This window comes from Nostoc sp., assembly GCF_036917355.1.
Lineage (GTDB): Bacteria > Cyanobacteriota > Cyanobacteriia > Cyanobacteriales > Nostocaceae > Nostoc.
Genome location: NZ_JBALDP010000085.1, coordinates 1 through 20,570, shown reverse-complemented (window position 1 = coordinate 20,570; position 20,570 = coordinate 1). Strand labels below are relative to the sequence as shown.

General features: G+C 39.7%; 18 protein-coding genes. 9 read left to right on the top strand and 9 right to left on the bottom strand.

Annotation, left to right across the window (positions count from 1 at the left end; genetic code table 11):
- Window positions 1-9 precede the first annotated feature (9 nt).
- From sufD to sufB, 3 genes are all read right to left on the bottom strand, one after another.
- Complete coding sequence (sufD, locus tag V7K53_RS27020) at window positions 10-1,383, bottom strand: Fe-S cluster assembly protein SufD (RefSeq protein WP_335200581.1); 1,374 nt, start codon at window positions 1,381-1,383, stop codon at window positions 10-12.
- Window positions 1,383-2,174 carry a Fe-S cluster assembly ATPase SufC gene (gene sufC / locus V7K53_RS27015; protein WP_335200612.1) on the bottom strand — a complete coding sequence of 264 codons (792 nt, stop codon included), beginning with the start codon at window positions 2,172-2,174 and terminating at the stop codon, window positions 1,383-1,385. The genes sufD and sufC overlap by 1 nt, the downstream gene beginning before the upstream one ends.
- A 107-nt stretch (window positions 2,175-2,281) precedes the next feature.
- Complete coding sequence (gene sufB / locus V7K53_RS27010; RefSeq protein ID WP_109009508.1) at window positions 2,282-3,721, bottom strand: Fe-S cluster assembly protein SufB; 1,440 nt, start codon at window positions 3,719-3,721, stop codon at window positions 2,282-2,284.
- Between the two features lie 411 nt (window positions 3,722-4,132).
- On the opposite strand from sufB, the gene sufR reads away from it, so the two are divergent.
- Window positions 4,133-4,816 carry an iron-sulfur cluster biosynthesis transcriptional regulator SufR gene (gene sufR / locus V7K53_RS27005; protein WP_335200580.1) on the top strand — a complete coding sequence of 228 codons (684 nt, stop codon included), beginning with the start codon at window positions 4,133-4,135 and terminating at the stop codon, window positions 4,814-4,816.
- A gap of 103 nt (window positions 4,817-4,919) precedes the next feature.
- Window positions 4,920-5,180 carry a hypothetical protein gene (locus V7K53_RS27000; protein ID WP_334841924.1) on the top strand — a complete coding sequence of 87 codons (261 nt, stop codon included), beginning with the start codon at window positions 4,920-4,922 and terminating at the stop codon, window positions 5,178-5,180.
- Between the two features lie 181 nt (window positions 5,181-5,361).
- On the opposite strand, the gene V7K53_RS26995 is transcribed toward V7K53_RS27000, so the two are convergent.
- The 3 genes from V7K53_RS26995 to V7K53_RS26985 form a co-directional block, all read right to left on the bottom strand.
- Window positions 5,362-5,691 (bottom strand): KGG domain-containing protein, encoded by a 330-nt coding sequence (locus V7K53_RS26995; RefSeq protein WP_335200579.1) that lies wholly within the window; start codon window positions 5,689-5,691, stop codon window positions 5,362-5,364.
- 320 nt (window positions 5,692-6,011) lie between these two features.
- Entirely contained in the window at window positions 6,012-6,644 is a 633-nt protein-coding gene (locus tag V7K53_RS26990; protein ID WP_335200578.1) for a hypothetical protein, read from the bottom strand.
- A gap of 369 nt (window positions 6,645-7,013) precedes the next feature.
- Complete coding sequence (locus V7K53_RS26985) at window positions 7,014-7,340, bottom strand: YbjQ family protein (protein WP_100900674.1); 327 nt, start codon at window positions 7,338-7,340, stop codon at window positions 7,014-7,016.
- Between the two features lie 649 nt (window positions 7,341-7,989).
- Here V7K53_RS26985 and V7K53_RS26980 point away from each other — a divergent pair.
- The gene (locus tag V7K53_RS26980) at window positions 7,990-8,670 is read left to right on the top strand and encodes a tetratricopeptide repeat protein (RefSeq protein ID WP_335200577.1); all 681 of its coding nucleotides are present in this window, start codon (window positions 7,990-7,992) and stop codon (window positions 8,668-8,670) included.
- A 2-nt stretch (window positions 8,671-8,672) separates the two neighbouring features.
- Here V7K53_RS26980 and V7K53_RS26975 read toward each other — a convergent pair whose 3' ends face one another.
- Window positions 8,673-9,575 (bottom strand): ABC transporter ATP-binding protein, encoded by a 903-nt coding sequence (locus V7K53_RS26975; protein WP_335200576.1) that lies wholly within the window; start codon window positions 9,573-9,575, stop codon window positions 8,673-8,675.
- 380 nt (window positions 9,576-9,955) lie between these two features.
- Between V7K53_RS26975 and V7K53_RS26970 the strand changes: the two genes are divergently transcribed.
- The 3 genes from V7K53_RS26970 (at window position 9,956) to V7K53_RS26960 (ending at window position 13,540) form a co-directional block, all read left to right on the top strand.
- Window positions 9,956-11,554, top strand: a complete 1,599-nt coding sequence (locus V7K53_RS26970; protein WP_335200575.1) for an alkaline phosphatase D family protein — start codon at window positions 9,956-9,958, stop codon at window positions 11,552-11,554.
- A gap of 190 nt (window positions 11,555-11,744) precedes the next feature.
- Window positions 11,745-13,007, top strand: a complete 1,263-nt coding sequence (locus V7K53_RS26965) for an AAA family ATPase (RefSeq protein ID WP_335200574.1) — start codon at window positions 11,745-11,747, stop codon at window positions 13,005-13,007.
- Between the two features lie 8 nt (window positions 13,008-13,015).
- Window positions 13,016-13,540, top strand: a complete 525-nt coding sequence (locus V7K53_RS26960; protein WP_335186475.1) for a hypothetical protein — start codon at window positions 13,016-13,018, stop codon at window positions 13,538-13,540.
- A gap of 44 nt (window positions 13,541-13,584) precedes the next feature.
- Here the strand turns inward: V7K53_RS26960 and V7K53_RS26955 are convergent, their stop codons facing one another.
- Window positions 13,585-14,952, bottom strand: coding sequence for an ATP-binding protein (locus V7K53_RS26955; protein WP_335200573.1), 1,368 nt, complete (start codon window positions 14,950-14,952; stop codon window positions 13,585-13,587).
- A gap of 630 nt (window positions 14,953-15,582) precedes the next feature.
- Complete coding sequence (locus V7K53_RS26950; RefSeq protein ID WP_335200611.1) at window positions 15,583-16,182, bottom strand: hypothetical protein; 600 nt, start codon at window positions 16,180-16,182, stop codon at window positions 15,583-15,585.
- A gap of 213 nt (window positions 16,183-16,395) precedes the next feature.
- On the opposite strand from V7K53_RS26950, the gene dacB reads away from it, so the two are divergent.
- The 3 genes from dacB (at window position 16,396) to V7K53_RS26935 (ending at window position 20,274) form a co-directional block, all read left to right on the top strand.
- Window positions 16,396-17,868 carry a D-alanyl-D-alanine carboxypeptidase/D-alanyl-D-alanine endopeptidase gene (gene dacB / locus V7K53_RS26945; protein ID WP_335200572.1) on the top strand — a complete coding sequence of 491 codons (1,473 nt, stop codon included), beginning with the start codon at window positions 16,396-16,398 and terminating at the stop codon, window positions 17,866-17,868.
- 156 nt (window positions 17,869-18,024) lie between these two features.
- Window positions 18,025-18,927, top strand: coding sequence for a S66 peptidase family protein (locus V7K53_RS26940; RefSeq protein ID WP_335200571.1), 903 nt, complete (start codon window positions 18,025-18,027; stop codon window positions 18,925-18,927).
- 234 nt (window positions 18,928-19,161) lie between these two features.
- Window positions 19,162-20,274 carry a methyltransferase domain-containing protein gene (locus tag V7K53_RS26935; protein WP_335200570.1) on the top strand — a complete coding sequence of 371 codons (1,113 nt, stop codon included), beginning with the start codon at window positions 19,162-19,164 and terminating at the stop codon, window positions 20,272-20,274.
- Window positions 20,275-20,570: the final 296 nt, after the last annotated feature.

Sequence of the window (20,570 nt, the reverse complement as noted above, 5' to 3'; positions counted from 1 at the left end):
ATTACGTTATTACTCATTAGTCAGGGACTTGAGATTATTCACTGTGTTTAAAAGGATTTCTCGCAGAGAAGGAACTGGTATTTTGTTGATAACTTCAGCAGCGAAGGCGTTAATTAACAACTTCCGAGCATCGTTTTCATCAATTCCCCGACTTTGCAGATAGAATATTTCGTCATCTTCTAATTGGCTAACGGTAGCACCGTGAGCGCATTTAACATTATCCGCCGTAATTTCCAATTGGGGTTTGGTATCAACTCTGGCTTTAGACGATAGCAGCAAATTGCGATTCAACTGGGATGCATTTGTTAACTGCGCTGGTTTGGGTACAAAAACTTTACCATTGAATACCGCATGAGCGCGATCGCCTACAATACATTTATGCAATTGGTCACTTGTACCGTGAGGATAATTGAGTGCGATCGCACTGTGAGTATCAGACAACTGCTTACCAGAAATTATCGTCAAACCATTGAGAGTAGTTTGTGTCTGCTCACCAGTTTGCAAAATTTCCAAATTGTGCCGTGACAACTTTGCACCTAAAGTTATGGCATGACAAGTATATCGACTATCACGAGCCTGTGCGATCGCAGTTTTCCCAATATGAAAAGCCTCTGCACCTTCCCACTCAACCCTAGTGTGACTCACCTCAGCATTGTCACCAACCCAAACTTCCGTAACCGCGTTAGTTAAATAAACTCCGTTCTCTGCGCTCTCTGCGCCTCTGCGGTTCGTATACTCTTCAACCAACGTCACCTGCGAACCACTTTCCGCCACCACCAAACAACGCGGCTGTGAAATCGTTGCCGTTTCACCTGAAATAAACACCAAATGAATTGGCGTTTCAACTACCACATTCTTCTTCACCCACACCACAGCTGCATCAGTTATTCCAGCCGTATTGAGAGCCGTAAAAACTTCCTGCGCTCCCTCAGCTTGAGCTAAATACTGCTGTACAGCTTGTTGCTCAACCCCAGACAAACCAGCCAAATTACTTACCACAATTCCAGATGGCAAATCTGAAACTGCGGATAACTCCGGTGCAAAAACACCATTAACAAATACCAGACGACTATTAGCCGCCTCTAGCAAAATATCAAATTCTACAGACGCGACAGACGCGAAATTTCGCGTCTCTACATTAAATTGCACCTTTCGTAGAGACGACAAATCAGTAAATCGCCATTCTTCCTCGCGGGTAGTCGGGATAACTGAGTGACGTACCCAATTTGCAGCACTTTGGCGTAATTCCTGCAACCAACCTTCTGTCTTAGTTGCTGTTACTTGATCTAACAACCCAGTTAGATAATCATCTCTATCTAACATTGATGTCAAACTGACTGCATTTGAATTAGGTATTGGACTAGGAGATACTTGAATATTCATTACACACCCACCTCAGCAGCTGCAAATTCTTCTAGCACCCAGTCATAACCGCGAGACTCTAATTCCAGCGCCAGTTCTTTACCACCACTCGTAATAATCTGCCCCTGCGCCATCACATGCACAAAATCAGGCACAATATAATCGAGTAATCGTTGGTAGTGAGTAATCAAAATTGTCGAATTGTCTGGACTTGCCAGTTGATTTACCCCATTCGCCACAATTCGGAGCGCGTCAATATCCAAACCCGAATCAGTTTCATCCAAAATTCCTAACTTTGGTTCTAGCAGCGCCATTTGCAGAATTTCATTCCGCTTCTTCTCACCACCAGAAAACCCTTCATTCAAACTCCGACTGAGAAAACTGGCATTCATCTTCACCACATCCAGCTTTTCCTCAATCAAATCGTCAAAATCAAAAGCGTCTATTTCCTCTAAACCTTGCGCCTTGCGACGGGAATTGTACGCCACCCGCAAGAAATCTAAATTGCTCACACCCGGAATTTCTAACGGATACTGAAACGCCAAAAATACACCACTTCTTGCGCGTTCTTCCGGTTCCAATTCCAGCAGATTTTGCCCCTGGAAAATCACCTCACCGCCAGTCACCTCATACGCCGGATGTCCAGCCAACACCTTAGAAAAGGTACTCTTACCAGAACCATTCGGCCCCATAATCGCATGAATTTCACCCGATCGCACCTCCAGATTCACACCTTTCAAAATCGGTGTCCCATCAACATTAGCCGTCAGATTCCGTACTGACAGCACAACTTCACTATTTTCAATAATCATCTTCTCTCCCTTCTCTTTCTCTGCGCTCTCTGCGCCTCTGCGGTTCGTCATTCTTCCAAAAGATAAACACAGAACGCCGATGTCCCTGTGTTTATCCTTGCTTCCACTTATCCAACACTGCCTTCCAACTTCAAACTCAACAACTTATCAGCTTCCACAGCAAACTCCATCGGTAGCTGATTGAAAACATCCTTACAGAAGCCGCTAATCATCATCGAAATAGCATCTTCTGAAGAAATACCCCGTTGAGCAAAGTAAAATAACTGATCTTCCCCAATCTTAGAAGTAGAAGCTTCATGCTCCACCTTCGCACCGTTATTTTGCACCTGAATATAAGGGAAAGTGTTGGCATGGGCATTATCCCCAATCAGCATTGAGTCACACTGAGAATAATTTCTCGCCCCTTTCGCCGTTGGATTGACTTTCACCAAACCCCGATAGCTATTACTAGAATTACCTGCGGAGATTCCTTTAGAAATAATTGTACTGCGGGTATTCTTCCCAACGTGAATCATCTTACTACCCGTATCAGCTTGCTGCTGATGATTTGTCAGCGCCACGGAGTAAAACTCACCCACAGAGTTATCACCCACCAACACACAGCTAGGATATTTCCAAGTAATTGCCGAACCTGTTTCTACTTGAGTCCAGGAAATCTTGGAATTTACGCCCTGACACAAACCGCGCTTGGTGACAAAGTTGTAAATACCGCCTTTACCGTTAGCATCACCAGCGTACCAGTTTTGTACGGTAGAGTATTTAATTTCGGCATTGTCGAGGGCGACGAGTTCCACAACTGCGGCGTGCAATTGGTTACTGTCATACATCGGTGCGGTGCAACCTTCAAGGTAAGAAACATAACTACCTTCTTCGGCGACAATCAAAGTCCGCTCAAATTGTCCCGTGTCACCAGAGTTGATGCGGAAGTAGGTAGACAGTTCCATTGGGCATTTCACGCCTTTAGGAATATAGACAAAAGAACCATCGCTAAATACGGCGGCGTTCAAGGCGGCAAAATAATTGTCAGCTATAGGAACAACGCTACCCAAATATTTTTTGATCAGTTCTGGGTGTTCTTGCAACGCTTCCGAAAACGAACAGAAAATAACGCCATCTTCCGCTAGCTTTTCTTTAAATGTAGTGGCGACAGAAACGCTATCGAAAATTGCATCAACGGCGACATTTGCCAGCCGCTTCTGTTCGGATAGAGAAATGCCTAACTTCTCGAAGGTTTCTAAAAGGGTTGGATCGACTTCATCCAAGCTGTTTAGTTTTTCTTTCTTACGTTTCGGCGCTGAGTAGTAAATGATATCCTGATAATTTATTGGCGGATACTTGACATTCGGCCAAGTTGGTTCCGTCATTTTTTGCCACTGGCGATAAGCTCTGAGGCGAAAGTCCAGCATGAACTGCGGCTCGTTCTTCTTAGAGGAGATCAAGCGGATAACGTCCTCGTCTAGTCCACGCGGAATAGTGTCGGCCTCAATGTCCGTGACAAAGCCGTACTTGTAGGGTTGGTTGACTAAGGTTTTGACAGTGGCACTCATCAGTAATAATCTCTCGTGTTCGGAACTTGAATCTCTCTATAAGGATGGGAGACGGGGTTTCTTTAGCCGATTCCCATCTACCGTTACGGAATGGTTACACGGCTGCTAGAATAGTGGTGGAGAGTAAAACAACAGCTATGTTGTTTAATCTATCTTCATTTTACGCTAAATTAACAACAACAATGTTGTCAAAGTCAAACAATTTTGGATTTTAGATTTGCAATTTTGGATTGAAAGAGACCACAAAGGTGCTTGGCTCAAGGATTTTAGATTGACGATAGCGTAGCGGGGCATATACCAGAAAACTTTTTTAATCCAAAATCCAAAATCCAAAATCCAAAATCGGCACGGTCAAATTTTCAAAGAAATTAATTTTTGGGGCGTTCGCTGAACGTCTCGCACCATATGAAGATGGCGACTACCCACCAGTCCTCAACCAAGCAAGATATCCTAGAATATCTGCACAAACACGAAAAAGCAACGGCTTTGGAGCTAGCTGAAGTTTTAGACGTTACCCCCCAAGCTATTCGTCGCCATCTCAAAGATTTGGAGACGGAGGAGCTAGTTTTGTATTCGACATCAGTGCAGGCGGCGGGGATGGGGCGTCCGCAGCATCTTTATGAACTGAGTCGTCAAGGACGCGATCGCTTGCATCGAACAATGAGCGATCGCTTTGGTGATGGCCACGGAAATTTTGCGGTTTCGTTACTAGACACCTTAGCCGAAACGGTAGGACACGACCAATTTAAATCGATTTTAGAGAAACAGTGGCAGCGCAAAGCTAAAGAATATCGCGATCGCGTCGGTAACGGTTCACTGCGAGAACGTGTAGCCAACTTAGTAGAGTTAAGAAAAGCGGAAGGCTTCATGGCGGAGTATCACGCTGTTGATGTAAATGACTCCTTTGAGAGCGATCGCTTTATCTTAATGGAGCATAACTGCGCCATTTCCAACGTCGCCGAGTCTTTCCCCAGCATCTGTGGTCACGAATTAGAAATGTTTGCAGCCGTCTTACCCGATTGTAACGTAGAGCGCACCCACTGGATTATTGATGGCGAACACCGTTGTGGTTATTTAGTGCAAATTCGTCAGTAAATTTATCATAGATAAACTCGGTTTACATCTAGCCCTGGTAATGGATAATAGCTGAATAGCAACTATCTATTATCAATAATCAACTAAGTTTGAGATAGCATTTATGGATGTACCACCACAGCAACCATCAGCACAATTTTTAACTTTGGAAGAGTCAGCAAAAGTAGACGCAGCGTTGTTGTCTTCCCCAGAAAAGTTTTTAACAAGATTGACAATTTCATCGCTGAAGCTTTTGAAGCATATTGCCCAAGAGTACGGTGTTGCTATTGAAGATTTGACAGCGCAGCAAGTAATTGCCTGGTTTGAAAAAGATGGCAAAATTAGACGCGAACAGGGAATTGAAGGTTCATATCTGAAATGGTGATCTGCGGTAGTAAAGTTTTAGTTGTATTTTTTTATAAGAAATAACTATACAAAATATCGCGCTTTTAAAGAACAGAAATGTTTCTTAAAAGCGCGATATTTACAGATAATATATGTTGGCAATTTTTCCTAAAGTCCAATCTGAGAGTGAGAACCTATTAGATACTCGACGATGAGTCTATTTATTGATTTTTGTGACTCTGCCGCCCTGCCTCAACATGTTGTTCTCGTGTACCTCCTTGAGTACCCTTTTCTTCACTATCGCCATCATCACTATCTTGATTTTGACCGCCCCTGTGAGAACTCTTGCCTCCCTCACGACCGATTTCAGCCATGTGTTCTCTATCCTGACTTACGGCTTCACCACCTTTTTGTCCAGCTTCACGAGCTTCTTCAGATGTAAACTCGTGAGCGGTACCCTTCTCATGGGCAGCTTGTCCGCCCTTGCTTGCTATTTCGCGTTGCTTGTCATCATCCATTGAAGCAAAACCACGTTGGCTTGTGTCTGCCATGATAGTACTCATTGTAAGTAACTAAAATTTTTTACTTTTTTAGCAAGCGAAAACCTGGTCTAGGTTTTCTATTTCATCAATTAATTGACCTTTTTAAATTAGCTAATCAAATATTCGATATTCATGACTCTTTGGAAAGAAACATTCGATACTGATACTTAACTTTGGATATACAACTAAAGGTATCAGTAAAGAGTAATTTTACGATATAAGAATTAATCGGATATTAAAAACGCCAACCTTAAATAATAAATAAAAAGCACCTTGAAAAAGGTGCTTATATTTGAAAATAAATAACATTTTATTTGTCAAACAATTATTTAAGCATTGTAAGTGTTAGTCCGAGGACTACGAGCGCCAGTTACGGCTCCAATCATTGAGGCTATTAAACCCAACAAAGAACCAAACACAAACCACCACAATCCCGAACGTATATTAGCTGCCGTATCACGAGCTTGTTGGGCACTTATGTTTGCTTGTGGTACATTAACACCACCTTGCTGTTGTACCTGGTTTATGACTTCTCCTGCGTTAGAAGCAGCAACACCAAAAGCACCAGATACTCCACTTGCTAAAAGCCATGAGCTAACTGCCAAAGTCGTTGCCCAAAGAATTGCGCCGTTAAGAAGAGCTGTATTGCGGTTCATCGGTCCACAAGCGCGGGCTGTAACCCAACCACCAGTAAACAGGGAAATTAGTAAAGCGATAGTTGACCAAAGCCCCGCATTACCCGCAGCGTTAGGAGCAATTGTTCTAGGTGCACCTGAACCTGCAACCGTGCCTGCCGCAACCGCAGCAATGATAGAACTCAAAATTAATTGTGTAGCTAAAGAAACCAACAAACCAGCAATAATTGGCCCCCAGCGAACACGGTCGTGATATTCAGCTACTCGACCTGCTACCACAGTATCAGTAGATATAACGTCATTGCCTGTCCGATTTACGTATGACATCGCTTATGTTCTCCAGTGCTGTTTCAGCAAAGTTCCTGCTCGGGTATATTCATCTTTATGCTTCAAATTAAATAACTAAATGTTCCGTTTTAATCTCTATCGATAGAAAGATTTAATAGGTCTATCTTTAGTGAGAAAAAATAGATTTGCTTTCACAACTTTTAATATAATTTAGTACTTATTTATGCATTAATAATTTTTTCTAAATTTTCTATATAAATAAAATAAAAATTCTTAACTTAAAATTGCAAATATTAGCTAGCTATTATCTATTAGATAGCTATCATAGACCAGCTTTAGCTATGTATGAACTGGACTTAATCTAATTAAAACTTTGTAATGATTGTCAAAAGTAAAAATCATCAAAAACTAACGCATCCTCACAGCAGTGCCTGTGGCAGTAATTAGCAAAAGCACTCCTGACTGGTCAAGATTTATTGTGCCAGTATCAATTTCAATCCCAATTACAGCATTTGCTCCTAAACGTTGTGCGCGTTGTTCTAATTCTTCTAGTGCCTTGCGTTGACCCTGCTCAAATAGACGCTCATAGCTACCAGTGCGTCCACCGATAATATCTCGAATCCCAGCCAAAAAATCTCGTAAGAAATTGCTGCCATAGACGACTTCTGCTGTCACAATGCCTAAATATGATTCAATCACGGCTCCTTGAATGACATCTGTGGTAGTTATAATCATAAATTAACCTCCTATCTGGGATATATCTTAATATTTATTATTAAAGTATTTTGATAAACACTTTAATAATTGTAACTATTATTACAGAATACAGGTTTGATAAACATCCTCTCATACAATTTTAGATTGCGCTTTGGGGTTAGTCTTGTCCTAAACAGATTAATGCAACATTTTACAGTTTAAATTTATCTTATCTTTGAATGACCAAAAAAGGATGTAAATGGCTGAATGAAAACTTCTCAAAGGGTAGTATCAAGGATTACAAATGTCATAAAATTGGACACAGAGTCAGCAAGCTTTTAAATGAAATAAAAATAGGAATAAATGTCAAAGCCTATAAGCTTGCTGTATTAGAATCTAGGATTAAGTCAGATTCCTGTTGAGTTTTTCTGGGTAACACGTATAACTACTGATTAAAAAATGTGTAGTTTTGCTATAGTACTGGTTTATATGTAGGGTATCTTCACCTGCCTTGGATCGTTGACACTTCATCCTTCAGTAAAAACTCTGTTATGTAGTGCTAAATGTAAAGGAAAAGAAAATGAACTATTAACATCTGAATCAATACGAAGAAATACAGTTTTCAAAAGTCCATATTTTTGTTTTAATGTACAAGAAAAAAGTCCTCTAAAATTTCAGGAAATTTACTGTGTACAAGCCAACATCATTCGTGTTTAGCGTGGTGTTACTAGGATGTTTTACTTTCACCATACCTTCAGTAGCTCAAGCTCAGGTATTAGTGGCGCAAGCCAAAAACCCAGAGTTAAAGCAATTACTGGAGGAAGGACGGAGGTTAGTGAATGCTGGGGATTATGGTGGTGCGATCGCTGTTTATCAGCAAGCAGCTAGTATAGACCCCAAGAATGCTAAAATCCATTCAGGTATTGGGTATTTATACGCTCAACAGGGAAATTACCAGGCAGCATTGGCAGCTTATCGTAAAGCGATCGGTATCAACCCTAACAATAGTGATTTTTACTACGCTGTGGGTTACATCAAAGCCAATTTGGGCGACACACGTGGGGCAAAGGAAGGTTATCGTCGTGCAATACAGCTGAACCGTAACAACGTCAACGCCTATTTAGGATTGGCTGTAACCCAATCGCGTATGGGAGACTATAATGCCGCTACCTGGGCATACCAACAAGCAATCGATTTGGATAAAAACAACGCCCAGACTTATGAGTTGATGGGTTCGATGTATAAACAGCGACGACAAGCTAAACAAGCAAACAGCTTGCTTCAGAAAGCCCGTGACTTGTACAAACGACGCAATGACTCAGATGGCGTAGAAAGGGTAGAAGCCATGCTGCGGCAGTTAGGAGGATGAGGTTAATCTAACTGGCGTCCCGTTAATTCCACAAAAATATCTTCCAGATTAGAGGGACGCACCATCATTCCGGTTTTATCGGGCTGTTCATTCAAGTAGATATTTGCTGCTTCCAAGGATGGGAAAAACAGATATTCCCAATTACGAGCGCCATCACTTCCCACATTAGATACACCTAATTGTTTCATCACCAAACCTTCACCGTGAGCAGAACGCAGCTGTTGTAAAGTTCCCAAAGAAATCAGCTTACCGCTATCCATAATACCGATGCGTCCTGGCTTGGTAGAACCAAAGGCATCGCACAAAAATTCGACCTCATCCATATAGTGGGTCGTCAGTAGCATCGTCATCCCTTGTTTATTTAAATCCCGAATAATTTCCCAGAGGCGTCGCCTAGTCTGGGGGTCTAGTCCTACCGTTGGTTCATCTAAAAACAAAATTTGCGGTTGATGCAATAAAGCTCTCGCAATCTGCAACCGTCGTTTCATACCCCCAGACAGGGTTTTTACCAAATCATCACGTTTTTCTGCTAGCTCAACATACTCTAGCCATTGATTAATCAATTTTTGTCGCTGCGGGTTGCTAATGTGATGTAGTCTCCCGTGCAGTTCCATATTTTCCCAGACGGTTAAATCGTTATCCACACTGACTTGTTGCAAGACTACGCCAATACTCTGTTTTGCCAACGTTGCTTGCCTTATCACATCATATCCACCTACTTCTATGCGTCCTTGGGACGGTTTCGTGAGTGTAGTCAGCATCCTAACTGTGGTTGATTTACCCGCACCGTTCGGGCCAAGTAGAGCAAATATCTCCCCCGCTTCAATTTGGAATGACAGGTCATTAACTACAGGTACATTGTTGTAAAACTTGTAGACGTTTTCTATAAAGACAGCAGCAGTCACGTCGCTTCGCTCCGAATTAAAAATTAAAAATTAAAAATTAACCAGCTCATATAGGAATCCGATTTGATTTTTGAACTGATTTGCGTAGGCAATAGGCAATAGGCAATAGGCAAGGGGAAAGAAGCCTTCCTAGTTGTACTGAGTTTTTTCAGAAATCAAATACTAGTCCTATAAATAAATTTAGTTGCTCTGTATCCTTTTTTGTTCGGTCATGGATAAATTTGCTCACAGTAGTTATTAATTAAGACTACCATTCTGATTACATCAAACTAAATATATTTTATTAACCCTTAGATAACTCAATCTTTACTTGTTGACATAACAACGTGTGGTAAACACTTATCCTGTAATACTTTAGTTTAAGGTTGCTGTTATTTAGTATGGAATCTCATCACCCATTGAAGCTAAATCGGCGTCAGTTTTTGCTACATTCAGCTATCACAGCCGGTGGAATTATTTCGACAAATTTTGTCGCTAAATCACCAGTTTTTGGCGAAGCACCTGCAATTATCACCTCTGATAAAATGCGTCCTGGCATACCTTATGGTGTAGCTAGTGGAGATATATCTAACGATAGCATCGTGATTTGGAGTCGGAGCGATCGCCCCGCCAAAATGATTGTAGAATATTCTACCAGCGAATCTTTTCGCAATGTGCAGCGAGTTGTCGGGCCTAATGCTTTAAAGAATAGCGACTTTACAGCACGACTTTATCTGAAGAATCTACCACCAGACCAAAAATTATTTTATCGGGTGATTTTCCAAGATTTAGATTATCAACGTACTTGCAGCGCTCCTTTTTATGGTAGTTTCCGAACTCCTCCCAAATCTGGACGAGATATATTCTTTGTTTGGGGTGGAGACACCGCCGGTCAAGGATGGGGGATTAATCCTGATTTCGGTGGAATGAAAATTTACGAAACTATGCGCCAACTTCATCCCGATTTTTTCATCCATTCAGGCGACAATATTTATGCTGATGGCCCCATCCAATCAGAAGTGACTTTAGATGACGGCACTATTTGGAAAAACATCATTACACCAGAAAAATCCAAAGTAGCAGAAACCCTCACAGAATTTCGTGGCAACTATATATACAATTTGCTGGATGAAAACATCAAGCGTTTCAATGCTGAAGTTCCCATATTGGCGCAGTGGGACGACCACGAAACCACAAATAACTGGTATCCTGGTGAATTTCTAAGCGATGACCGTTATACAGTTAAGGATGTTAACTTGCTAGCTCAAAGGGCAAGACAAGCCTTTTTAGAATATCTGCCTATTGGATATGAAAGCAATAATCCAGAGCAAGCGAAAATTTATCGCTCTTTCAACTATGGCCCATTATTAGACATTTTCATGCTGGATGAGCGTACCTACCGAGGGCCAAATTCCCCTAATAATCAGCCAGTACCAAGTAAAAAAACAGACTTTTTGAGCAAAAAACAAGTGCAATGGTTGAAAAGGCAATTACTGTCATCAAAAGCAACATGGAAAGTGATTGCTAGTGATATGCCTTTGGGACTTATAGTTAGAGACGGTAGCACTGATTTTGAAGCTTGGGCTAATGGAAATGGCCCAGCTTTAGGAAGAGAATTAGAACTTGCCGATTTACTACGATTTATCAAAAACAAGAATATCAAGAATGTTGTTTGGTTAACTGCTGATGTACATTACGCAGCAGCCCACTATTACGACCCCGCTAAAGCAAAGTTTACTGACTTTAAGCCTTTTTGGGAGTTCGTTGCCGGGCCGCTTAACTCTGGTACATTTGGGCCAAACGAGTTAGAGAATACCTTCGGGCCACAATTGATATTTCAAAGCCTCCCTCCAGGTACAAAAGCAAATCGACCACCAAGTGAAGGTTTGCAATTCTTTGGAGGAGTCAAAATTAATGGAAATACAAAGGTAATGACGGTAACATTGCGTAACTTGGCTGGGAAGACTGTTTACAGTGTAGATTTACCGCCAGAAAAATAAGTCTTCAAAAGTACAGTGAGATGTAGCCAGTTAGATAGAGTAATTACGCAATTTTTTACTTTGTCTGCTGGCTTTGCTGTTTTTTGGGTGAGATGTTGAAGGATAAAAAAATTGTGCGATGCCTGCGGCGGGCTTTGCCAACGCCACTGTTAGGAGCTAAATTTAAGTAGGTAGAGTTTTGGAGTTGATCATGCTTAAGCAACTCATCCTGGAAAATTGGAAAAGTTTCCGTTATGCGGAGCTTCCACTTGACCCATTGACTGTTGTGATTGGGACAAATGCAAGTGGTAAGTCTAATGTGGTTGAGGCTTTGGAATTTTTACAAAGAATAGCACAAGGTGAAAATATTGAATCAGCGTTAGGAGGCGATAAAAGACTTACATCTATTCGAGGCGGTGTAGAGTGGGCAGCTTTTAAACCGGAAACTAAGTTTAGATTGAAAACATTAGTTAAAGGAGAGGATGATACAACTGATTATTTATATGTAATACAAATACAAATACTCCCTGAAGTTAAAGTTATAGAAGAATATATCGCACGTCAAAATTCAAGTGAAAATATTGAAATTGACAAAGAAAGCTTCTTTACTGTTAAAAATTCTTTTTTCCCTAATAAAAGTGGTTTAACAGCCACAGATTCTCGTATTGATATTCGTGAATTAATGGAATTCAATCAAAGTGAAAATAATAAACCACTATATAAAGACGTGGATTTTATAAATATATTAAATAATCAGTATTTACCTCGTATAAACCAAGTTAAAGATTTTGTAATTTCAAGTCTAAAAAATATTTTAATCCTAAATCCTATTCCTTCTAATATGCGGAATTATTCACCACTATCTGATAGTTTAGAAAGCGATGCTTCAAATATTGCCGGTGTATTAGCAACATTACCAGAAAAAGACAAAACAGAAGTAGAATCAAATCTATCTAAATATATCAAAGATTTACCAGAAGGCGATATTCAAAAAGTATGGGCAGAAAAAGTTGGCAAATTTGCCACTGATGCCATGCTTTACTGTGAGGAAAAATGGAAACCTGATCATATTACATCAATTGATGCTAGAACTATGTCAGATGGAACTCTCCGTTTTATAGCAATTCTTACAGCATTACTTACGCGGCCAGAAGGAAGTCAACTAGTAATTGAAGAAATAGATAATGGTCTTCATCCCTCGCGTGCAGAATTACTTGTAAGAATACTGCGAGAGATTGGCAGCAAAAGAAAAATTGATATTTTAATTACTACCCATAACCCAGCTTTACTCGATGCTTTAGGCCCGGAGATAGTTCCTTTTGTAGTTGTTGCACACCGCGATTCTGAAACTGGAGAAAGCAAACTTACTCTTTTAGAAGATATTGAAAATCTTCCTCTTTTGTTAGCATCAGGTACTTTAGGCAAACTAGCAACTAAAGGTGCAATTGAAAAGAGCCTTTCTGATAATAAGTAAAATTAAATATGAGAAAGGTTTTGATTATTGACACATCGATACTTTGCGTTTACTTAGGTGTACCGGGTAAAGAGACTTGTGGTTCTGATAAGGATAAATGGGATAAAAAAAGAGTTGAAGCCCGTTTTCAGGAAGAAGAAAAACAAGGTGCAAAGTTTATACTACCAATAGCAACAATTATAGAAACTGGTAATCATATTGCCCAAGCTAACTCTAAGCGATATGAAATTGCTCAAGCTTTCGGTAATATTTTAGTGAAAGTAGCAGATGGAGTTATACCTTGGGGAGTTTTTGAAACTCAAGTAGGTGAACTTTGGAACTCAGAGCAATTGAAACAACTGGCTACTGAATGGCCTACTCTAGCTTCTAGAAAAATTTCTATCGGAGATGCGACAATTAAGACTGTGGCCGAATATTACGCCAAAACCAGTAGCACCTTTCAAGTAGAAATTTTTACGGGCGATGGGGGACTCAAGGCTTATGAACCAGCTACCCCAGCACCTACGCGTCGAAGTACTCGTAAAAAAGCCTAAAGCGATTAGTATTTACCCAAAATAGAGATTTTTTAACTAACTTGTCAGGAATTAAGTTCGACAGGAATTGTAATAATAAACTCCGTTCCTTCTTTTTCAGTAGATATACATTGTAGTTGACCACAATGTTTTTCTACAACAATTTGATAGCTGATAGATAGCCCCAATCCAGTGCCTTTACCGACGGGTTTAGTAGTGAAAAATGGATCAAATAATCGCTTTTGTATATCCTTGGGAATTCCAGTACCATTATCGGCAATGCGAATAACTACTTGCTGATTATCTGTAACTTCAGTACGAATACGAATTACAGGTGATTTTAGAGTTGAATCAGCTGATTCAAAAGTCTCGAATATAGCATCAATTGCATTTGATAGAATATTCATAAAGACTTGATTTATTAACCCGGCATAGCATTCTACTAAAGGCAGATTTCCATATTCTTTATCAATAGTAATTATTTGACCTGATTGTTGATTTATGAGACGGCTTTGTAATATGATTAGAGTACTATCAATACCTTCATGAATATCAACTATCTTTTTATCAGATTCATCCAGGCGAGAGAAGTTGCGTAATGAAAGAACTATCTCTTGGATACGCTCAGTACCAAACTTCATAGAATCAAGAAGCTTGAGGTAATCAGCAGTTAAAAATTCTAGTTCCATTTCTGCGATCGCAGCTTTAATTTCTGCCACTGGTGCAGGATAATGGTGTTGGTATAAGCTAATTAATTGTAGTAAATCTTGAGTGTAGTTGAGTGCATAAACAAGGTTGCCAGCGATAAAGTTTACAGGGTTATTGATTTCGTGTGCAATACCAGCAACAAGTTGTCCTAAAGCAGACATTTTTTCATTTTGAATTAATCGCGCATAGTTATTCTTAAGGGTACGAAAACCTATTTTGGTGATTCTAGATTGTTCTTGTGCTTGCTCTAGTTGAGCTAATGTTAAAATATGAATTTGAGAGTACGCTAAAAGTAAATGATGGAAATCGAGTAGCTTATAACTACCTGTCTGAGTTTGTATTAAAATCGGCTCATATACAAATTGAGGTTCTCGCTGTAATGCTACCTTATTTGCTTCTACAATGAGCATATCCTCAGAAATTATACATACATCTGGCTGAAGAAAATTAATCAGATTGATTGCAGGTCGTTTAGAAAATAGTGGAAAACTATAGGGACGACTCATGTGTTCAAAAAATCTTTGTCGAGAAATCATCCCCAGATAGTCATGATTTTTCACCAGGATAATACCTGGTAGTAAAGGCTCTTGCTTAAAGAGTGTATTCAAATCATTTGCTGGACTATCTGCTTCGACGTAAACAGACCAAAGTGGTAATTCTTGCAAAGTAGACTCTAATCGCAAGTTCAGATTATTAGCATTCGTCATGGTATGTATAGATAACATACTTTAAATCCTTAACCTTGAGTTAACATTTCTGATAACACCCCGAATCAGCATTGCGATAATTGCAAAGTTAATCAAACTTATATTTCCCTAATTAATGCTGAAAATCACAGTTATGCTGCAAAACTGCTGATATTAGCGCATCCGATTATTTTCTATACTGGACAATTGATATTAATTAGAAGCCGCTGTATCTATTGGTTAACTTTGTAATGTTAGAATTATTATTTATATTTAAAATTATTTTAGAATACGCTTTTAGCAAGGGTTAATAAAAAACTTAAAACACAGTTATAAGCAATACTAAAACTGCATCAATGGCAGTCAGCAAAATTGCTTTTGTAGTGAAAGAGAAAATAATTAAAAAGGGTTTTGGAAATTTGGTTATTTCTCAGACTGCTGCTTACAGTTGCAGGCTTACTGTTTAGATAAGTAAAGCATTATCTTGTACAATCAACGACAATAGCTCACCTAGATGGGGAGTTATTTGATATAGCAATCCTATTTTAGTTGTGAAAAATCTAGATTAGAAAACGAACCGCCAAGGAGGCCAAGGACGCAAAGGAAAGAAAGAAGAAAGAGAGATATAATTTTCACGAATGATTTAGGACTGCTATATCAGTTAGCTAGCTAAAATGAAATTGGTACATTTTTAAATGCAGCTGTATCTGGCACAAAAATGTCCAAATTATTGATACCATCGGGAACTCTTAGCCAGATATAAGCATCTGCGGAGGCTTGTGGACGTACTTGGAACAAAGAAACGCTTCCTGTTGAGCGATTAAGAGCAACTCCTTTGTAGGTTACGCTAGTGTCAGGATTGCGGGCTGTTGTACTAGCCACCGAGATAATATCGTTACCAACAACTCCGTCTGTGGCAAGGCGACGAATCCGCATTTGCAGATTTACCACATCACGGTTTCCAGTTTCTGGATCTTTAATTCGTTTTGCTGAAAGCAACTCAACTTCTGCCTTTTTGCCAAAAGCAGGCTGCACAAATTGACCAGGACTAATGGCTGATGTTGTAGCGCTAGCTGGGGATGGTGATACTGTTGCTTGTGGAGAAGTTGTAGCTGTCAGACTTGGGACTTGAGTGGGAATGGTGTTACTGGCTGTACTAGTAGCATTTAGTGTCTGCCGTAACGTAAAAACTTCATAAGCTACATAGCCGCTACATCCCAAAGCCAAAGTAGAGAGTAATACAGCTACACCAGATAAAAATGTACTCACACCATTGCCTCGATTTCGTATTTCTGTATATGCAGGTTGACTTGGGTTTCTATTTTGTAGTCCCATAAATTATGTTTGTGCAATCGCCTATGTATGAAATATGTGAACATCTTCCTTATACTAATTAAGTAACTTTACTGAGCCAATTCTTCTCTCTCCGGAAAGAAATTGTTTGCAAGGTAAAAATATCTGTCTTTGGGATAAGGAAAATTGGTGAGACTTAAGACTTTAAATCAACCACTGGGTATTTTATTAATATTTTTGACTAGCCAGATAGGATTTAGTTCTAGGGTTGCAAAAGCACAAACCCCAGTTGCACCAAGAACTACCACAAAATCAATTTGCTCTAGCCAACTGGGAACAGCGATAGATGCTGTAATAAATCGTCCCTTATTTAGTCGGGGGCGCTGGGGAATTTTGATACAACCTCTATCAACGGGGACAACTCTTTACAGTCGAGATGCTCAAAAATATTTTACTCCTGCGTCTAACCTCAAATTGCTGACAACAGCAGCCGCGTTGCAGGAATTGGGTGCTAATTTTCGGATTCGCACCTCTATTTATCAGAATGGCAATGGTATTTTACGTGTTGTCGGCAGGGGAGATCCTAGCTTAAGTGATACTGAACTGCAAAAATTGGCACAGCAGTTAAAACAGAAAAGGATTACCCAAATTCAGCAGTTGAGTGCTGATGATAGTTATATTCAAGGTGATATTGTTAATCCCACCTGGCAATGGGAAGATGTGCAGTCAAGTGATGGCGTACCAGTCAGCAGCTTTATTCTGAATAAAAATATTTTTAGCTTTAAACTTGTACCACAGGCTGTAGGTAAATCTTTACAAGTGCTGTGGATTGATGCTGGCGAAGCGAAACAGTGGCGGATAATTAATCAGTCAATAACCGTTCCCCAAAATCAACCGAGCTACGTCAATGTCACCCGCGAATTATCAGGAACAGTATTACGAATTCAAGGACAACTGGCAACTAATTCTGAAGAATCTTTAATAGATTTGCCTGTAGTTGACCCTAATTATTACTTCTTACGACGTTTCCGTACTGCCTTAGCAACAGAAAAAATTAACTTGGGACAAACATTAGTAGTAAATGGCGGTGTGAATCAAGGGGAAATAGCATTTGTAGAGTCGCCACCTTTAGCTGAATTATTAGCAGAAACTAATTTAAATAGTAATAATCTTTATGCTGAAGCATTGCTGAGAGTATTAGCTGTGAAAAAGGCCAGACTGAAAAATCAGACTAGTGCTGATGTCGGTTTAGAAGTTGTCAAAGCAAGTTTAACTAAATTGGGGGTCGATCCAGCTAATTACATTTTGGTCGATGGTTCAGGTTTATCACGTCGTGACTTAGTGACACCAGAAGCTTTTGTCCAAACTCTGCGGGGAATGGCAAAAACTCCAACTGCATATATATATCGTGCATCTTTACCGGTGGCTGGTAAAAGTGGAACTCTGAAAGGCCGCTTTCAAGGTACACCTGCTGAGGGCATTGTGCAAGCAAAAACAGGTACGTTAACGGGTGTAGTTTCTCTATCGGGATATATGAATGCGCCGAAATATGAGCCGCTAGTTTTTAGTATTATCGTCAATCAGTCAAATCAGTCTGCAACAGTTATACGGCAGGCAATTGATGAAGTTGTTGTGTTGTTAACACAGTTGCAGCATTGTTAATATTAGACATCTTGCAAAAGTAACAAATGCCAAGATATTGGGGAAAGGTTAAAGGTTAAAGGGTAAAGGAAAATTCTATACCTTTACCCTTTAACCCTTAACCTTTTCCCCACTTCTGCCAGAAGTCTATTATACTTTTCACTCTTAACTTGTTTCATGCCAGCCAAAATCTTACCACCGCCCCTAAAACCTGGAGACTTACTACGAGTAATTGCCCCTAGTGGTGCTTTACGAGAATTCGAGGAATTTAAACAGAGTCTAGAAATTTGGCGATCGCGTGGTTATCAATTAAAAGTCAGTCCCCAGATAGATGACAAATGGGGTTATCTAGCTGGAACAGACGAAACCCGTCGTCAACAGCTAGCAGCAGCATGGCAAGATCCTGATTGTCGTGGTATTCTCTGTGCCAGAGGTGGTTTTGGCAGCACCCGCATCTTAGAAAATTGGAATTGGCCAAACTCAGGGCTTCCCAAGTGGCTTATAGGCTTTTCTGATATCACAGCTTTATTATGGAGTCTTTATACAGCAGGAATTTCCGGCGTTCACGGCCCTGTAATGACAACTTTAGCAGATGAGTCAGATTGGTCTATTAAGCGATTATTCGATTGGGTAGAAGGTAGTTCTTTTACCCCTCTTAAAGGTTGTGGTTGGGGTGGTGGTGTGGTTCATGGTACTTTATTACCAGGTAATCTGACGGTGGCTACTCACCTTTTGGGTACACCAATCTTGCCACATCTGGATGGTGTAATTCTGGCGTTGGAGGATGTTACCGAAGCACCTTATCGGATTGACAGGATGCTGACGCAGTGGCGTTTGAGTGGTGCTTTGTCTCAAGTCTGCGGTATTGCGTTGGGCGGTTTTACTCGTTGTGAAGCGCCACCAACTATATCTAGTTTTAGTGTAGAAGAAGTATTGCGCGATCGCTTGGGCGATTTGGGGATTCCGATTGTCTCCGATTTACCTTTTGGCCATGATAATCCCAATGCAGCCTTACCAGTGGGTGTAGAGGTAACTTTAGATGGGGATGCGGGAATATTAGCGATCGCGCATCCTTATTAAGTTAAAATCAGATTCATTCATGGTAGCAACGAACTATAGTGTGGTTTGGAAAAATTAATGGAATACGAAATAGAAAATTATTCTATCTTCGGTGATATCAAGGAAGTCTTTCAGTATCATTACACAAGGTAACTGCTCACTATAAACTGTGAACTTTCATTATAGATAAATTCAAAAATATCTTATAATACCTAAGTTATCCTCATTATTAAAAGCTTTTAAGTGATTAATTGTATGACAAAACAATATGTACCTAACGCCTTTTTAAAAGTTGAAGATTCAAAATTATATGCAATTTTTGCTTGGAGTCAGCGAACCGCAGAAATTATTCCAGCAAAATCGTGGTTAATAATACTAGAAATATTTATTCATGAACATTTATTAGAGAATGCTTACCAAATATTTCAAAAAGTTAAATCAGCTTCCATAGCCGATAAAGTCATTCAAGAACTAGATAAATATGAGCAAATCCTTCAAGATGCTATAGTTTTTTTAGCAGATGGCAGCCTCACAATTTTTGGTAAAGGCTTTCGGAGTTTTATCGAAAAGAAAATGCAGTTTGAACTTGGTTCATTAAGTAGAGAAACTTACCAAATCCTGCCACAATTATTTTCTCAATATCAATTAGAAGATGACCTAGAATCTATTGATAATATAGAAGACTTTCGTAAATTAGTAGAACGCCTAGAAAATCTTGGTTTCCTATCCCCTGCGACAGGTTCAATAGATTGGGGTGATTTGAAAAAAAAAGTTCCCATTTGTCAAGCCTTTGGATTGACAAGAGGTAAACCCGTCGATAGATACTATCTCAGCAAATTTCTTCAGGAAATTCAAGCCCAAATTGGGGGTAATATCTTGGAAATAGGAGGAACACCAAAAGACAAAGATTTCTATCAAATTAATCCAGGCACATCATATCAGATTCTCAACTTAGAAGCAGGCCCAGGAGTAGATATAGTTGGGGATGTTCACGATGTATCTGTTATCAAACCAGAATCTTTTGATTCAGTGATAATTTTTAATGTCTTAGAACATTGTTATGCCCCTTGGATAGTAGTAGAAAACATCCACACTTGGCTAAAACCTGGTGGTAAATGTTTTGCGATGGTACCAAGTGCGATTAGAGTTCATGCTACTCCCGTTGATTATTGGCGACCTTTACCTGATGCTTTCGCCTGGATATTTAAAAATTTCTCTCAACAGAAATTGTATGTCTATGGCAATCCTACCACTGTAATAGCTAGTTATCATGGAATAGCTGTAGAAGAACTGACAGCTGAAGAATTAGACGCTTATCATCCAGATTATCCCGTCGCAACTTGTATTTTGGCTGAAAAGCAAACCTAAATGTGTGAGGATAAATAAGTTAAAATCAGATCCACTTGCGATAGCAACGAGCTGTGGTGTAATAAGGGTGAAAAATTTCTAAGAATTTACTTTGAATTACCTTAAAAAGTTTTCTACTACTTCAGGATCGTCAATATGAAAAGGATGCTCTAAATTATAGCCTTTATAGGAATTCCAGTTCAGGATAGTTTTACCTTCATCTGTTATACCAATTTAATATGAAGCTGCATATAATAGAGGGAAGCAAACTTGATAAATTTGAATACTCATGAGCCGTCCTTTTGAGATTGAAATCG

Bases quoted from the DNA above. Each gene is read 5' to 3' on its own strand.
- sufD (WP_335200581.1), bottom strand. From the start codon at position 1,383: ATGAATATTCAAGTATCTCCTAGTCCAATACCTAATTCAAATGCAGTC.
- sufC (WP_335200612.1), bottom strand. From the start codon at position 2,174: ATGATTATTGAAAATAGTGAAGTTGTGCTGTCAGTACGGAATCTGACG.
- sufB (WP_109009508.1), bottom strand. From the start codon at position 3,721: ATGAGTGCCACTGTCAAAACCTTAGTCAACCAACCCTACAAGTACGGC.
- sufR (WP_335200580.1), top strand. From the start codon at position 4,133: ATGGCGACTACCCACCAGTCCTCAACCAAGCAAGATATCCTAGAATAT.
- V7K53_RS27000 (WP_334841924.1), top strand. From the start codon at position 4,920: ATGGATGTACCACCACAGCAACCATCAGCACAATTTTTAACTTTGGAA.
- V7K53_RS26995 (WP_335200579.1), bottom strand. From the start codon at position 5,691: ATGGCAGACACAAGCCAACGTGGTTTTGCTTCAATGGATGATGACAAG.
- V7K53_RS26990 (WP_335200578.1), bottom strand. From the start codon at position 6,644: ATGTCATACGTAAATCGGACAGGCAATGACGTTATATCTACTGATACT.
- V7K53_RS26985 (WP_100900674.1), bottom strand. From the start codon at position 7,340: ATGATTATAACTACCACAGATGTCATTCAAGGAGCCGTGATTGAATCA.
- V7K53_RS26970 (WP_335200575.1), top strand. From the start codon at position 9,956: ATGGAATCTCATCACCCATTGAAGCTAAATCGGCGTCAGTTTTTGCTA.
- V7K53_RS26965 (WP_335200574.1), top strand. From the start codon at position 11,745: ATGCTTAAGCAACTCATCCTGGAAAATTGGAAAAGTTTCCGTTATGCG.
- V7K53_RS26960 (WP_335186475.1), top strand. From the start codon at position 13,016: ATGAGAAAGGTTTTGATTATTGACACATCGATACTTTGCGTTTACTTA.
- V7K53_RS26955 (WP_335200573.1), bottom strand. From the start codon at position 14,952: ATGTTATCTATACATACCATGACGAATGCTAATAATCTGAACTTGCGA.
- V7K53_RS26940 (WP_335200571.1), top strand. From the start codon at position 18,025: ATGCCAGCCAAAATCTTACCACCGCCCCTAAAACCTGGAGACTTACTA.
- V7K53_RS26935 (WP_335200570.1), top strand. From the start codon at position 19,162: ATGACAAAACAATATGTACCTAACGCCTTTTTAAAAGTTGAAGATTCA.